The 14,302-nt window shown below is 44.2% G+C and carries 14 protein-coding genes and 1 CRISPR repeat array; of the genes, 8 read left to right on the top strand and 6 right to left on the bottom strand.

The genetic code is table 11. The features are described from left to right. Positions 1 to 2 precede the first annotated feature (2 nt). Together cas1 and cas4a are read right to left on the bottom strand one after the other, a co-directional pair. Positions 3 to 986, bottom strand: a complete 984-nt coding sequence (cas1, locus tag FFONT_RS00295; RefSeq protein ID WP_014557210.1) for a CRISPR-associated endonuclease Cas1 — start codon at positions 984 to 986, stop codon at positions 3 to 5. Then, positions 983 to 1,882: a type I-A CRISPR-associated protein Cas4/Csa1 gene (gene cas4a, locus FFONT_RS00290; RefSeq protein WP_014557209.1), complete on the bottom strand. Its 900-nt coding sequence runs from the start codon at positions 1,880 to 1,882 to the stop codon at positions 983 to 985. Before cas4a ends, cas1 begins: the two co-directional genes overlap by 4 nt. A gap of 388 nt (positions 1,883 to 2,270) precedes the next feature. Beyond that, a CRISPR array of direct repeats spans positions 2,271 to 3,332; the repeat unit is 24 nt; unit sequence GAATCTGTTAGATAGAATTGAAAG. 130 nt (positions 3,333 to 3,462) lie between these two features. On the opposite strand from cas4a, the gene FFONT_RS00285 reads away from it, so the two are divergent. From FFONT_RS00285 to cas6, 8 genes are read left to right on the top strand one after another with little or no spacing between them, the layout of a single operon-like run. After that, positions 3,463 to 3,795 (top strand): hypothetical protein, encoded by a 333-nt coding sequence (locus FFONT_RS00285; RefSeq protein WP_014557207.1) that lies wholly within the window; start codon positions 3,463 to 3,465, stop codon positions 3,793 to 3,795. Beyond that, a complete protein-coding gene (cas7a, locus tag FFONT_RS00280; RefSeq protein WP_014557206.1) occupies positions 3,795 to 4,904 on the top strand; it encodes a type I-A CRISPR-associated protein Cas7/Csa2 in 1,110 nt (369 codons plus the stop codon). The genes FFONT_RS00285 and cas7a overlap by 1 nt, the downstream gene beginning before the upstream one ends. Then, positions 4,901 to 5,689: a type I-A CRISPR-associated protein Cas5a gene (gene cas5a / locus FFONT_RS00275; protein WP_148683426.1), complete on the top strand. Its 789-nt coding sequence runs from the start codon at positions 4,901 to 4,903 to the stop codon at positions 5,687 to 5,689. Before cas7a ends, cas5a begins: the two co-directional genes overlap by 4 nt. Continuing rightward, positions 5,683 to 6,897, top strand: coding sequence for a hypothetical protein (locus FFONT_RS00270; RefSeq protein WP_014557204.1), 1,215 nt, complete (start codon positions 5,683 to 5,685; stop codon positions 6,895 to 6,897). The genes cas5a and FFONT_RS00270 overlap by 7 nt, the downstream gene beginning before the upstream one ends. 29 nt (positions 6,898 to 6,926) lie before the next feature. After that, complete coding sequence (gene cas3 / locus FFONT_RS00265) at positions 6,927 to 8,585, top strand: CRISPR-associated helicase Cas3' (RefSeq protein ID WP_014557203.1); 1,659 nt, start codon at positions 6,927 to 6,929, stop codon at positions 8,583 to 8,585. After that, positions 8,585 to 9,370, top strand: a complete 786-nt coding sequence (locus FFONT_RS00260) for a hypothetical protein (protein ID WP_014557202.1) — start codon at positions 8,585 to 8,587, stop codon at positions 9,368 to 9,370. The genes cas3 and FFONT_RS00260 overlap by 1 nt, the downstream gene beginning before the upstream one ends. 4 nt (positions 9,371 to 9,374) lie before the next feature. Further along, on the top strand, positions 9,375 to 10,070 hold the full coding sequence (csa3, locus tag FFONT_RS00255) for a CRISPR-associated CARF protein Csa3 (RefSeq protein ID WP_014557201.1): 696 nt from the start codon (positions 9,375 to 9,377) through the stop codon (positions 10,068 to 10,070). A gap of 1 nt (position 10,071) precedes the next feature. Continuing rightward, complete coding sequence (gene cas6 / locus FFONT_RS00250; RefSeq protein WP_014557200.1) at positions 10,072 to 10,971, top strand: CRISPR system precrRNA processing endoribonuclease RAMP protein Cas6; 900 nt, start codon at positions 10,072 to 10,074, stop codon at positions 10,969 to 10,971. 227 nt (positions 10,972 to 11,198) lie between these two features. Here the strand turns inward: cas6 and FFONT_RS00245 are convergent, their stop codons facing one another. From FFONT_RS00245 to FFONT_RS00230, 4 genes are all read right to left on the bottom strand, one after another. Then, complete coding sequence (locus FFONT_RS00245) at positions 11,199 to 11,966, bottom strand: Rossmann-fold NAD(P)-binding domain-containing protein (RefSeq protein ID WP_148683423.1); 768 nt, start codon at positions 11,964 to 11,966, stop codon at positions 11,199 to 11,201. A 441-nt stretch (positions 11,967 to 12,407) separates the two neighbouring features. Beyond that, on the bottom strand, positions 12,408 to 13,055 hold the full coding sequence (locus FFONT_RS00240; RefSeq protein WP_014557198.1) for an adenosylcobinamide amidohydrolase: 648 nt from the start codon (positions 13,053 to 13,055) through the stop codon (positions 12,408 to 12,410). A 6-nt stretch (positions 13,056 to 13,061) separates the two neighbouring features. Further along, positions 13,062 to 13,802: a nicotinate-nucleotide--dimethylbenzimidazole phosphoribosyltransferase family protein gene (locus FFONT_RS00235; RefSeq protein ID WP_148683422.1), complete on the bottom strand. Its 741-nt coding sequence runs from the start codon at positions 13,800 to 13,802 to the stop codon at positions 13,062 to 13,064. Continuing rightward, on the bottom strand, positions 13,765 to 14,136 hold the full coding sequence (locus FFONT_RS00230; protein ID WP_148683421.1) for a nicotinate-nucleotide--dimethylbenzimidazole phosphoribosyltransferase family protein: 372 nt from the start codon (positions 14,134 to 14,136) through the stop codon (positions 13,765 to 13,767). The genes FFONT_RS00235 and FFONT_RS00230 overlap by 38 nt, the downstream gene beginning before the upstream one ends. Positions 14,137 to 14,302: the final 166 nt, after the last annotated feature.

The raw sequence follows: 14,302 nt of genomic DNA, 5'->3' as shown, positions 1-14,302 counted from the left end.
GATCACCACTTCATCGACATATCCATCCTGGCCTCCTCGCTTTTTCTGAAGCTCTCAGCTAGATTGAAGGCAAAAGATGTGAGGGCTTCCTGAAAAGTTACGCTCGTCTTGTCGTAGATTCTGACTTTAGATTTCCTCGCCCCATCGTACAGAAGAATTATATTCTTTCTGGCATCTTCATCCAGGACTCCATCTGAGACCTTGATGTTGAGGAGGAGTTGTCTCTCCTTAGTTAGGCTGTAATCGAGAAATGGCTTAACCGGATCGGAGAAGTCGTAGACTAAGCTCATCCTTCCCGCCTTATCGACGTGATATATCCCTCCGTAAGGATCAAGACCAGCTATCGATAGCTTCTTGAAACATTCACTGTATAGGAGAGCATAGATGTAGTTCAGAGAGCAATTGAACGCATCTCCCGAATCCACATCTCTTCCATCGAAGCCGATAGATTCTGGGAGGAATACTGCCAAGCTCCCCCAGTAAGCCCTCGCGGCGCTCGATTCGATCTGTCTCAGTTGAGAACTCCAATTTTCCGAGCACTGAAGCTCCTGCGCCCTCTTCGAGTTTTCCCTGAGCTTTTCCACCTCCTTCCTCACATCTTCATCGTTGAAGTATCGGTTCAGATTTCTCAGGCACTCAGCCTGGTTCGATATCTTAGATCTGACGAGGCTCTTGGCGAGGGTGCAGCCGGATTTTCCCGTCGTAGCAGAGTACTGTTTCCTTCTGGTCTCAGCGGTCTTCACGGAGTATATCGGAGATATCACGGTGGGGGATCCCCTTCCTCTGATTATAAATATGGGTATTCCGGCCATCGAGGCGAGCTCTATTGCTGCGGAAGTTATGCTCACTCCACTCGATTCAATTACTATGCTCTCAATATCTGCTGGATTTACCTTCGAAGAGCTCTTATTCCTATCTTCAATCTTGAAGACCTTTCCTTCGACAGAGAGTCTTTTCCCATAGCCGGTTATAACAAGCAGCCTCAACTCCTCTCCCCTCCGTTGCACGCCTTGAAGAAGGGGCAGTACTGATAGCAGTTGCCGCTTCTCGGAGGCGGTGTTGCCCTCATGAGAACCTCTATCGCTTCGTCCCTGTTCTCCAAGAACTTTTTGCGATATAGGGATGAGATGTAAACGGGAAAGACCTTTATCGATGGTCTCCTGGAAAGTTCGCTGATATAGACGATTGCGCCGTAGTCTATTGGGATGTCGAGAGAGCTCTCGATGGCGAGAGCATATCCTGCGAGTCCGACAGAATGCCTCTCAGTCAGCAAAGGATCTGGATTTCCCAGCTTGTACTCGATTATCACTCCTCCTTCGTGATATGCATCGACCCTCAGAGTGTTGCTCAAACCTACAGGCGTACCATCGATGACGAATTCGGTCTTGATCGATATGTAAGAGAGAGGATCGTTAGTCAGAGATTGCTGTATCCAGAGTGTGCTGATCGCCGAGAGCACCATAGTCATGTAGAATTCCATAGCCTTCCTATAATAGCTCTTCGTGAGCTCAGAGGCCCTTTTTCTGGACAGCTCCTGAGCCCTTCTAATGGATTCCAGAGGACCGAGATTTCTGCTCACTATTTCTGAAGCATCCCTGAAAGCATAGTTCATGAGCGAATGGATGAGTTTTCCCATGTAAAGAGGAGAGCTCTCGAGCACTTCCCCCCTGACATACTCCTTCCTCCGCATCCACAGATCTCTGAAGGTTTCACAGTACTTGTACGCTACTTCGCTCACCCCCAATCCGAAATAGGCTCTGGGCCTGACCGGGTAGGTATGATAGCTCCATCCTCTCAAGTCCTCGGGAACAGGATCATTGCTCCTGAGCCAATACAGCCTCTTGGGAACATCCTTCACCAGAGAAAAGAGCATCTGCATCATCGAAACATTATTTAGAATTGCAAATTTTTTTGTATGAAAGTTGAGATAGTAAAAAAATCCCGGAAATACCTGTGAAAAATCATGCTTTTCTGAAGCTGTCTCGCGATTCGTAATTTTTTCCCGAGCTATTTCGGGAAGTATTTAAACCCCTTATAAATGCAAAATTCAGACAAAATGCTATATATAATTTCAACATGTTATTCCATCAAAGCAGAGGGCATTATAAATGAATAACTTATTTGTTAAATTATTATATACTTTTAATTATAATTTCCCAGAAATTTCTGGGAATTGATGGTCCTTTCGCGATTTTTTCGAGCGAGGGCGAAAAGCTTTTATTGATAATACGCCATTATAAATAATAAGAATGAACGCTACAAATAGTGCAGAATCTGTTAGATAGAATTGAAAGATAGGGCGATCAGCCCCTCGTTTATCTTACCCTCTGGAATCTGTTAGATAGAATTGAAAGATGTGAACGCTACTATAGTAAGCTCAAATATAACGCTTGAATCTGTTAGATAGAATTGAAAGAAGCCATGATCTTTAAGAGTATTGGCCAGCGATAAATTGAATCTGTTAGATAGAATTGAAAGAAATCCGCTATTTCATCTTGCTTACTTTTGTCTTCGGAATCTGTTAGATAGAATTGAAAGGACGAGTTCGTTTCGTATATGTCAACGCTGGGGATCCGAATCTGTTAGATAGAATTGAAAGTTCTCTTAAGTTTTCTATGTCCTCTTCGATTGTTTTTGAATCTGTTAGATAGAATTGAAAGTTAGTTTCTTCTCGTATAACTCCTGCCAAAGGTAGTGAATCTGTTAGATAGAATTGAAAGGCAAGTGTGCTTTGTTGTTGTTGTTGCGGTTGCTTAGCTGAATCTGTTAGATAGAATTGAAAGGCGTTCAGTTGGCTAATAAACGTAATTGCGCCTACCAAGAATCTGTTAGATAGAATTGAAAGCATTTAGCTGCGAGTTAGTAACGCTGACATTGAGAGTGAATCTGTTAGATAGAATTGAAAGAAAGGGAAATTAGCCCCGGATTAACGTGGCCCGACTGCTGAATCTGTTAGATAGAATTGAAAGAGTAGTTGTTTTATTCTTGTGGCAATTAGCAAATTGCGAATCTGTTAGATAGAATTGAAAGCGATCCCGTCGAATACTGCACAAACCAGCCCGGTTAGAATCTGTTAGATAGAATTGAAAGAGCGCATTAACAATGTTTTCTATCGCCTGCCTGCGGGGAATCTGTTAGATAGAATTGAAAGTATTGGTCTCGCGAGGATCCCCCCCATACTGTTCAAGAATCTGTTAGATAGAATTGAAAGTACATATTATGAAGGGCATGGTAAGGATTGGATATTGAATCTGCCAGATAGAATTGAAAGAATGACTTTTCGAAAAAGAATTGATCATTTTGAAAAAGAATCTATTAGATAGAATTGAAAGAGTACCCAATTCTATCCTATTGTGCAGAAAATTTTATTTCATAAAAATGAAATAAAACTTTTAAAATTAATATATCTAAAAAACAAAAGTTTAAATACAACTTCTTCGTTTGATTATTATAGTGATAAATATGGCCGAAAAGCTCGAACCTTCAGAGTGGTGGGCCCTCAGGAGGGTTGCGACGGCATTGAACCTTCTTATAGAAAATAAGGCCTACAACACTATAGATGTCATTGCTGATTCTCAGAAACCTGAACTGAGAGTAGAATCTCTGTGGAGAGCCCTCAGGATGATAGCGAGCGAAGATCCCAATAGACTTCCTCCACAGAGGGACGTGGAAATCACCATCAGGCTCCTGATGGATGAAAAGAAGGGAAAAATCGCTGGCAGCATTTTGGCAACTCTCTCGCTAACTCATGAGAAAGAAAGCGAAGAAAATAAAGCAGAGGGGGTTGTTGCGTAATGGTATACATATACATTTCAGGAAGAGTTATTGCAAACGCTGAGGCACTGAATATGACAGAGACCATTGGAAACGTTTCAAAGCATCGGCGAGTTCCATATATAATGAAGACGTCGGAGGGGTACAGAGTCATATATGTTCCAGCAATCAGCGGAGAAAGTCTAGGACATGCATTTCAATCGAACTTAGTCGAAGCGGCAAAACTGATATACGAAAAGGAAAAGATCAATCCTCCACCGATCGACCAATGGGCAATGAGGAACGAGATGATAAAGTTCTCCGATAAAAAACACATAACTGACTCTCTGAAAGAAATCCTCGAACAAGCGAAATCAAATAAAGGAAGCAAAAAAACTGTGGAAGATTTCCAACATGAGTTTGAAAGGGTCGCCATCAAGGAAAGCCTTGTCGCCGATATTGGAGGTTTCATGCTTGCCGAAGAACTTCCAATCAGAAGGACCAGCCTCTTTTATGTTGGGTATGCGACCCCCATAGAAGATGCTGTAGCTGAATCGGTGATAGAAGCTCAAATGCACACCAGACAGATAGCTTCTAAAGAGGAAATAGAAGAGAAAACAGAAGAGGAAATAAAAGAGAAAACAGAGAAAGAGGAGAGAAAGAGAAAGTCGCAGATGATCTATTACGTTGAAGTAGCCTCCACTGTATATGGGATCTCATTCTTCCTTGATGTTTCGAATATCGGAAAAACGAGCATGATAAGAAAAGAGGATGTTGTAGATAATGCTGAAAAGCTCAGGAGAGTAAAAACGGCGCTCTTAGCCTTATCACTTACATTTGGAGCGCAGCAGTTCGGAGCGAAGAGGAGCAGGTTCAATCCAATATTGAGTGTAGAGAGCCTAGTTGGAGTAGTAAGTCACCCTGTTCCCATAGCACCCGTGCCCCCCCAGAAAAAGAGATACATAGAAGAAACCATTAAGAAGGTGGAAAAAACTGCCGACTTGATGAAAAATCTTGAACTGGAGTTCTGGAAGGATGTGATAGTCTACGGAGAAAAAGTCGAAGGGGTGAAGTCAACAGAAACGCCCGAGGAGTTCTTCAAAGAATTAACGAGAATCGTGTTGAGTCGTTTAGGTGCAGAGGGTCCATGACTCAGAATAAACCCTTTTTTCTAAAAGTTAATTTTTTGCCCGTATCCTCAGCGGTGAATTTCGGAATAATTACGGCTACAAAGAGCAGGACATCTTTCAGGTTACCGCCACCAACTACGCTGATTGGGGCACTTTCCTACCCATTGGCAAAATTGAAGAACTTTCCAGAATCGAGCGAAGACTACATGCCGAAGTTGCTGTCTTCTTCGCTCAGAGGAGTGTATTTCAGAAGCGGTCTATCGCTGCTTCCTTATAGCACTGTGACGAAAATGTGGTTCTACAAGAAGAATGAAAGAGAACTTAAGAGCGATGCTTTCGCCTACCAGAGGCTCTATGTCAGCGGAGAGTCAGATCTTTCCGTCATATATCTGTTCGATGAGGATGCTGCCTCGAGGAATCTGGGACACCGATGGAAGGAGGAAGTTATAGCTGCATCTTTCTCCATGGTAAGATTGGGAGACAAAGAATCTCTCATTTCTCCAACAAAGGTCTCTTATGGAGTAGCTGAAGAAATATGCAATAAGGAATTCGTGACCGATTACACTGTTCCCCTTACACAGATTGGTCTCAAGGTAGAGAGTTTTGATGGAGGAGTGGTTGAAATCGTCGAGCATTACGATTGGAGGAAAATGTCAGGTCCCACGTCGATGGGGATGCCGACAATTAAGGTGGCTTTCGCATACGACGGCAGCGTTTTCACGCAGAAGAAGCTCAGGGTATATTCGGATAGAGATATCTGCGCATACGCTATCGAGGAGAATGAGATAAAGCTGATAGAATGGTGAGAACGATGGGGGAAAGAGGATTTATCATGAAAATTCCGCCTTTCGAGTTTCAGACAGCGAGGAGGCTCTCTCTGTACTTCGCCTCATTCATGGCGGGCTATGCACCTAGTGGAGTCAATATAGCTGGAGACTCTCTTGTTTTCAGTGGTTCGCCTGACCTTGTCCTCAATGGGGCTTTTTCCTCAATCACAAATATGTATAAGTCAAAGCTATTGGCCACGAATAGTGAAAGACTTCCTTGCCCCCGTATTAAACTGAATATCAACGATTATAAGTGGGTAGCCCAAAGACTTTCATCAAAGCTTGGCTTTTCCATCAGCGATGATGACACCATTTGCTCCTTCTTCAAGAAAGTTGTAGATAGCATGCCTATGTATATATCCAGGATCGGCAACATCGCCCTCGAAACAGAGCTGAAAAGCATCAATCTTTCGGGTGATACTCTATATTTAGGAGGAGACATGGCTGACTTTGCCCAGTTACAGGTACTCAAGCTTGAAAAATATGAATATGGAAGAAACTACCTCTCGCTGAAATTCAAGGGCGATATGAAGATTTCTCCGCTTTGGTACGGCATACTCGGTGGTGGTTGGCTGGCCTCTTTCTCTGGCTACTTCGGAGATACACTCCTCAGCTTGTTGATTGATGAAAACCTCATATTATCCGAAATCCAGAATATAGGTTCAGCTAGCGTTATAACTTCCGTTATAGAAGACTTCTCAGAAGCTCCCATAAAGGTTAAAGAGCCGCCTTCTCATGGAGAAGCCTATACCCTGTTACTATTCCTCAACATGAGCCCGCAAATACTAGGTAGAGCGGGTGTCATAAGCCTCAGCTATCAAAGGATCTCCGTTGGGAACAACGCATACATAGTGACAGAAGAAATCCCCATAAGCCTCAGCTCGCTCTATCAAATGCTTCAGCCCCTCATCACGGGTGTGGAGTATGGAACGCTGAAAAAAAGCATCGAGGACTTGCTGAAGTGTACCCTGAGATCTGCCGCGGGCAGAAGCTCAGCGATCTGCCAGGAGAAATGGGGAGATCTCTCGACGATGAGCGCAATGGTCAGGAGCCTCTGGAATATCCTCTCAGGCATCGATCCTTATGGAAACGTCTATAGACTTTCTAGACTCTCGGGGGATGCTGAATATACTTTCAGAGACCCCAGAGTACTCAGGCAACTCATGAAGCTCATAAAGAAGGCTTGAGGTGTTTATGCGCATAACGAGGGATTCCTATGAGGCTCCTCATAACTGAGTTTCAAGATTTTTTCGATCCCTCCGTGCCAGGACTGGGAGTCCTGAGGCTACCCACAGGTTATGGAAAGACGGAGCTTTTTCTCCAATTTGCAGAGATGACATGCAATGGGAACATAGAGAGGGCTGTTTATGTTTCCCCCCTGAGAACTTTGAATGAGGATCTGTACAGAAAGCTAGCAGAACGGGTCCCCTGTTTGAGGGAGAACTCTGACATCTTAGCGAGGGAATATATGGAGCGCCGAGAGTCGCCTTTTTTCCATAAAAAGGTCATCGTCACGACCATAGACACTATAGGCATGCATTTGCACAAGATTCCAATTCCAGAATTGAAAGCCCTTCTCCGCGGATTCTTCAAGAAGGATTTTTCGACGAGGGGTCACTATCCCGTATCGAGGAGCAACGTGAGCGAGTCTCTAGTGTTCATAGACGAGCCTCATCTGATGGTATTGGAGAAAGGCATGAAGCAAATGTTCTATAACACGCTCTACTATCTTTTGGGGACAGGTGCGACGGTGGTTTTGGCTTCGGCTACGATACCTGGATCCATGATCAGTAATGCGAAGAAGTTGCTGGAAACGACCAGGGATATGCTGAAAATTGATATAAAGTATACAGAGTGCTTATATGGAGAAAAGTGCGGGGAAGCGGACGGCAGAGATGAAGATTTCGAAGAAAAAGCTCTTGCCAAGAGAGTGAGCATATCAATGAGCGAAAGTTTGGATGATTCTCTCTCTTTGGCAATTAAGAGAAAGAGAGAGGGAAAAAGGGTCCTCATAATACTGAATACCAGGGAAACAGTATTGAAAGCTCAGAGAAAGCTATTAGAATTGGGAGAAAGGCCCATACTTCTTCACGGTCTCCTCTCGAAGAACGATAGAGAAGAGAGAACTTCGGAGCTCTTGGATATGTACAAGAGGGGAGAAAGCTATATAGCACTGGCGACTAGCGTTGTAGAGGCTGGAATCGATATTAGCAGCGATTTCATGGTTGCCGAACTGTCTCCTCTCCCCAGCTTGATACAGAGGGCAGGCAGGCTCCTGAGGAAGGATGAAGATGTGGATGGAGAGCTGGTGATACTGATTACAGAAAGACGAGGACCCTATGATGCAAAAGAAGTTGAGGCGACGAAAGACCTGTTAGTTGAGAGGCTCAATAGGGTCGCACTCAAAGCACCATTGGGGAAAGAGGGAAAAATAGGCTATATGAAGCTAGTAGAAGAGTGGGATGGTCTGATGAGAAGCGACGAGGAGCACATCCAATATAGAAAGGACATACTATCGCTCTCTCCGCGAGATCAACCTCTAAACATCAATGATTTCTTAACTGGAGAGCTCGGAAGAAGGATAGTTAGCATAAATGCTTTTATCGAGGGGAGGAGAGGAGACAGCGTTTCTATACCTGTTCAGGATCTCTTCGCATACCCTAAAGATAGGCTCTTGAACGAAATTCGCAACATCGAAACTTGCAGAGAGGAGGGGAAGGTGTTGAGTAAAGAAGAGTTTATAAATAAGATTGAAGCTATGCTCAGTAGAGAGAAAAGTATAGAAAAAGTTAACCTTTATTTGAAAGAGAACTGCATCGAGTCCATTAGCATATCAGAAGATTTATATGCGGACATCGCTTACGGTGGACGATAATGAGCTTTTGGGCTAGAAAAGGACAGATGTTAGATGAACATATTAAAAAAATGATAGATTTCTATGAGAAGTGCTACAAACGTAGGAAATACACAGCGAGGCTATCTAAGAGGCTCGGCATCCCGGAAAGAGAGCTGGACATGGCGATGGTTTCTACCATTATATTTCACGATATGGGGAAAATTTTTTATCATAATCCTGAAACCAAGGAGCCACCTGAAAGCTTCGCAGGACATGAGATCCTTTCCAGCCTAGTAATGCACATCGCTTCGAAGAAACTTGAATTAAAGAAGAACATGAAACCCGATGATTTCTCGTTCTATGCAGTTCCGATCTCAATGCATCTCGCTGTGCGTGCTCACCACCTGGCAATGGGAGATAGGTTAAGCACTTTAGCGATAATAAATCGATTTTATGGGAGATTCCTTAACAGTACCTATAGAAGTAAAATACCTTTCATTTTAAGGGACTTTCTCGCTAAAGTGGTCAATGGGATGGGACTGGAAGAATGGCTGGAAATGAGGGAGAAAGTCGAAGATGAAGAACTCAAAGGATTAATTGAAACTTATAAAGAGTTTACAGAAAGATATTTAGCGTGGAATATATTTGAAATGCATGAACCGAAAGCTGCGAAGGTATCGATGATGGCTCAGCATATTCTGAAGGTACTTATCATGAGCGACAATTATTCTGCTAGCCAAGTTGAAAGCGATATGGGTGAAGAGAGAAACATTAAAAAGAAATTCTTCGTCGATTTCGACTTGTCATGTATAGAGGAGAGATGAAGTAATGAAGAAATCGGTCATTTTCACCGTTGGATTCGATCCGAAATTCATATTCAAGACGATTCTAGAACAGCCTGATGCAGATCTCTTCATAGCAGTTATAAACAACGACAAGAACGAAAAGGTTTTGAAAGCTCTCGATGAAATAACAACTTTTATCAAAGAGTATGTTGAAAGAAGCGTGGAAGTATGGGAAATAGATTTCTCTTCACCACATGAAGCTTTTCATGAGATTTCAAAGAGGCTTCTCGATCTAGAAGAATCGAGCATCATAATAGATGTTAGCAGTGGAATGAGGCTCATCGGTATAATAACCCTCGGAGCAGCTATTGCTTCTGTGGATCCCTATAGGCTCCAAATCAGAATATGGACCGAAGATCTGAAGGGTAGATACGATATATCTTTTCTTACTTACATAACTGTCAAGCCATTTTTATCCAGCTTGTCGCTGAGAGTTCTTGACTTGATTTCCAGAAAGGAAGCGCTGACGCTCGACGATATTTCCCGTGAGCTTGGAAAATCGAAGCCAACAGTATTCAGATCAGTGAAGCTACTCAGACAGCTGGGGCTGATAACACCAGAAAAGAGAGGAAGGAAAGATCTGTACAAACTCACACCCAAGGGAATGGTTATTTCCAGAGCTTTCAGGAACGTACTTCCATCTGAAGGAGAAAAAAACCACTCTGATGGCGTTGATTGAAATGCTCAAAAAAGTGAACGCGATTGTAGAGGAGTTCTTGAGAACGAGAAGCCTGATTAGAATAAGCTACAGGGTCAAGTCGAGAGACTTCATAATGCTTCCGCCATTGAGCTCGAACCTGCTCAAAGCCGCGGTAGCATCTTCGGAAGATCTGCACAATATATGGGAAATGTATGCTGAATCGAAGAGACCTAGAAAAGTGCTCTACAAGGCACTCAGGCTTCCTGGCAGCGGAGGGAGGCTTGTAGCTCTCGAGGGGAAAAAGGGTCTCCTTCATATGGATCCTGATAAGTTCTATGAGGCGGAGATCGTCCTGATATCTGATAGCAATGCATTGATGAGTTACCTTCCGAAGCCATATGTCTCGGTCAAAACTCCCTATGGCGAAGTTGAGCTAGAGGTGACCACGATCGACATCATACGGGAAGTTCCTGCTTCAACAGCGGGATCCGTGAGGGTGAGATTCCTAACTCCGACGATATTGAGCAAGAAGATAGCAACACCGCCATGGCTCTCGAAGAGAGCTTCTGCTCTGAAGGATAGCTATTCCCTGTTACCAACTCCTGGTTTGCTCGCGGGCAGCGTCTTGAAGAACCTGCTAGAGCACTTGGGTGAAATAGGCAAAAAGGATCAAAGGGTCCCCTACATGGCGCTTCGCTTCTTTGACCTGTTCGTAGAAGAGGTCGATCACGAGCTCAAACCTGTCACTGTTTTGCTTGGAAAGGATGATAAGGGAAATATGAGGAGAGGCAGGGGAATAATCGGTTGGATCAACTACAGGGCAATGAACGAGGGGGTTGCTGGAGCTTTTGTTAGATTACTTAAGATCGCGGAGATAGTTGGGGTAGGGAAAAGCAGGGGAATAGGACTGGGAGAGATCTCCCTTTTCCTTGACTCTTAATTACAGTGAAATCAGCTCTGTTTCTTTTTTTATCCTCCCCTTCATTTCTATCTGGCAGATTTAGTCTTGCTTATTTTCAACCGGGGCTTTGACATGCGGGAAATTCTATGCGGGACCCCAATTTTCACCGACAAAAAGGATCCCGTCAGCTTTGCAGACATGTATTTTTTTGTCGGAAAAGCTTATAAATACTTTCCTGGACATCTGAAGCGAAACCTCCCCTCTATTTACTTGACCACGACTGTTGTTCCGAAACCATTCTGACGCGATCTACCTATACCTGCTAGTTCCGCAACTGCCAGAGTTTTCTGCACCATTTCGAGCTCCTTAGCATTCTCGTTCTGAATCAAATAGGTTATACTTCCTGCCAGGTTAACTTGTTTCTTTCCCTTGAAGAATATTGCTATAGGCCTCAAAGTCTTTATGCTGTACCAAGTTTCCACCAGTTTCCCGATAGTTGGAAAAGAGGAAACGACTAAGCTCTCCGTTATCGTGTAATTTCGGTTCAATATAGCATATGGGGCGATCAGTACTTCAATCGCAGAAGGAGTGAATTTTGGGAGTTTCGTAGATGCATAGGGGTTGAATATTTGTGCCGGTGACTTCAGGTAGACTTTAACCTTGTCAGTTATTTGATATACCTTTCCAAATACCTCCTCGGTAACGTCCACTATTTTTTCAACTTTATACTTGACCAAGGCGTCGTGGATCCTGAGAAAGATGGAACCATTGATTTTTCCTATCTTATCCACTACGTTGTTCACTGTACTCTCATCTCCCCCAACGTGAAATACGAACTCTCCGTTCAAGTTCAGGGGTTCTATCTCCCTTTCCTCCTTCTTTGAAACAACAGCAAATGTGTAAGCCGGCTCACCGAAGTCGTGGTCAAGCTTCACTTTGAAGAGTGGGGATATGTGCAGTGGCGACAAAATTCCTTCAAAGCCTTTCATGAGCTCCAAATGCGGGTTCAAAGCGAAAACGAATGACTTGACCAACCTCCCTGTGAACTCCACTACTGGCTGGCTCGACTCGACCTCCACGATTACCCTGTAGCCTTTAATGTTCATCTACTATCGACCTCCTTATAAATTGTGGTCTGATCTAAAAAACCTTCCATACATTATTAAATTGACATTCTCTCCCTCCCCTTGTCATAGTTTGACCAAATGGCGGGTAAGTTTTAAATATTAAAAAACAAAATCATATAAGAAATGATGTAAGAGTGAATCAATATTGGGTTACGCTCGCGACCTTAAAATCGCCTATTCTCTGCTTCCTCCACCTATATCATCTACCCCTGCGAAGTACTGGACATCGATATCGCTTCTTCTTCACAGCTACGCTGTAGGGAGGGCCTTCGAAATTTTTGTCGAGGTTTATGGTAAAAGATATGAGGATGTACCAGAATCTCAAGATGCTTTCTTGATAGGCTTCCTTCATGACATGGGGCAAAAGTTAAAGGTCAGGGGTATCGATGCAATTTGCTGGGAGATCGCCTCGAGAAGCGCTAGAGAAGCAGAGATGCCTACATCCGTAGCTATCCCACCAAAACTCTCATCGCCTTGAGGAGATGCTACCATTGTTGCGTCGGATGCCGTTCCTACTGAGGAATGAGAGGGGCACATAGGACCTCCGAGCGATATCGACATGCCCTTTATCTCAGAGACTGTCCTGAAGAGATCGAGGAGCCCAACCCTGCTCATGGGCTTCTCTACTATTACTGCGACGTTTATCGTCCCAATTTCCCGCCTTCTTTCCTCGAAGCATGATGGTGAGTCAACGCCATAGGTTACGAACGCCTCAGCTTTCACTCCTCTATGGCTGTATGATCCCTTCGAGTAATTCCTCAGGTCCACTGCAGTGAAGAAAAGGGCTGTTTCCTCGATATCAACTCCGAGGCTCCTCGATACCTCTCTGCAGTATTCATCTAGATCAACATGCTCGAAGCCTTTCGGCACCCTCTTGAAGGCTAAATATCTCGCTCTTTCATATACCTTCGGGCAGCCTGAAGTAGAGAGAGACATGAGCTCTCCTTCGAGATCTATGAGAAGGAAGTCGCTGCTCTCATCAATTACTTTTGCCATAGAGCCTCACTTTCTCTCTATGAGACTCTCATACTCCTTATAAATAGATGCCTTCAGACCTTCCATACTCACTCCTCTCGAGATGGCAAGTATCGATGCCCCTCCTGCTCCCACCCCCTCTTTCACGAAGCCTTTCTCGAACGCTCTGAGACCTTCGAAAGGAGAATCCGAGAAGTTCAAGTTTATATAGAGGATCGATGATCCCGGCGATATCCTTTTCACTATCTTGACCATTTCCTCTCCCCTATCTTCGTAGACCCATCTCGTCCTCGCTATTGCCACACTCTCTTCATTGAAGCTCTCACCCGAGGACTTCATCAATGCCAGAGCTGCGAGCATCTGAGTTCCTCCAGCAAGTATCGCGTAGCTGTTTGCACTCAATATCCCGACTGCCATACCTGCTACAGATATGTGCAGAGGATCTCCAGCGATATCATTTATCTCGAAGGGATCGCTCACCCCTCTCGCCCTCTCTAAGGCTCTTTCCACCACCTTCTTCTTTATATCTACAGGATTAATATTCGAGGAGCTGCTCGTGGAGTTGTAATCGCCTATTCCGAGGGCTCTCAGTATGGAGAGGGCAGTCGTAGTTCCACCAGGCATGCTCTCTCCGACCATGACGACTCTCGAGAGGGATCCGAGGACTTTTCCCAGACTCTTCGCCTCGAGAAAGAGCTTCCTCGAAGTGCCTCTCGGGAGAGCTTCCTCCTCATTTATCTTCCCCGACCCTCCTACTCGGCAAGGCAATGAAGGGCATCCTGGGTTCAATATATGAACCTGAATCAACTGCTATGAAGGGGATCCCTGAGAGCTGGAGCGCTACTCTTGTTATGAGAGCTGGAGTTGGTATCCCGCTGGGAGTGGTTGGAATAATATCTATGCTCATGGGCTTTCCATAGAAGACGTATTCTACATCGAGAGTGGGAGTGAAAAGGGTTGCTATGGATATCTCTCCTGCTAATGATATATTCGGTATTGTAGATGTGAGCGTTGAACTAATGACACACACAGCGATCGGCTTCTCCTTTACCAGCCCTTCTAAATCCAAGCTACCATGCGCAGTCTCGATTCCTTCTACCATCTTAATTCCTCTCTCATCTTGGATAGGATGTTACTCTGAAAAATAGCGAGAAAAAATTTCTCTCTTGTTGTACTTTCTACCGGGGATCTTATGATCGATCATTGAAAGAAATTTTCGAGAGCTCCACACAGCTGTGAAATGGGACTATAAGCTGAACGATTTCACA

Source organism: Fervidicoccus fontis Kam940 (assembly GCF_000258425.1).
GTDB lineage: Archaea > Thermoproteota > Thermoprotei_A > Sulfolobales > Fervidicoccaceae > Fervidicoccus > Fervidicoccus fontis.
Note: the sequence above shows the minus strand (reverse complement) of the source record. Positions and strands in the feature narration are given on the sequence as shown.

Coding starts and splice junctions, on each gene's coding strand:
- FFONT_RS00285 (WP_014557207.1), top strand. CDS start 3,463: ATGGCCGAAAAGCTCGAACCTTCAGAGTGGTGGGCCCTCAGGAGGGTT.
- FFONT_RS00260 (WP_014557202.1), top strand. CDS start 8,585: ATGAGCTTTTGGGCTAGAAAAGGACAGATGTTAGATGAACATATTAAA.
- FFONT_RS00230 (WP_148683421.1), bottom strand. CDS start 14,136: ATGGTAGAAGGAATCGAGACTGCGCATGGTAGCTTGGATTTAGAAGGG.
- FFONT_RS00270 (WP_014557204.1), top strand. CDS start 5,683: ATGGTGAGAACGATGGGGGAAAGAGGATTTATCATGAAAATTCCGCCT.
- cas3 (WP_014557203.1), top strand. CDS start 6,927: ATGAGGCTCCTCATAACTGAGTTTCAAGATTTTTTCGATCCCTCCGTG.
- cas4a (WP_014557209.1), bottom strand. CDS start 1,882: ATGATGCAGATGCTCTTTTCTCTGGTGAAGGATGTTCCCAAGAGGCTG.
- FFONT_RS00240 (WP_014557198.1), bottom strand. CDS start 13,055: ATGGCAAAAGTAATTGATGAGAGCAGCGACTTCCTTCTCATAGATCTC.
- cas6 (WP_014557200.1), top strand. CDS start 10,072: ATGCTCAAAAAAGTGAACGCGATTGTAGAGGAGTTCTTGAGAACGAGA.
- csa3 (WP_014557201.1), top strand. CDS start 9,375: ATGAAGAAATCGGTCATTTTCACCGTTGGATTCGATCCGAAATTCATA.
- cas7a (WP_014557206.1), top strand. CDS start 3,795: ATGGTATACATATACATTTCAGGAAGAGTTATTGCAAACGCTGAGGCA.
- cas5a (WP_148683426.1), top strand. CDS start 4,901: ATGACTCAGAATAAACCCTTTTTTCTAAAAGTTAATTTTTTGCCCGTA.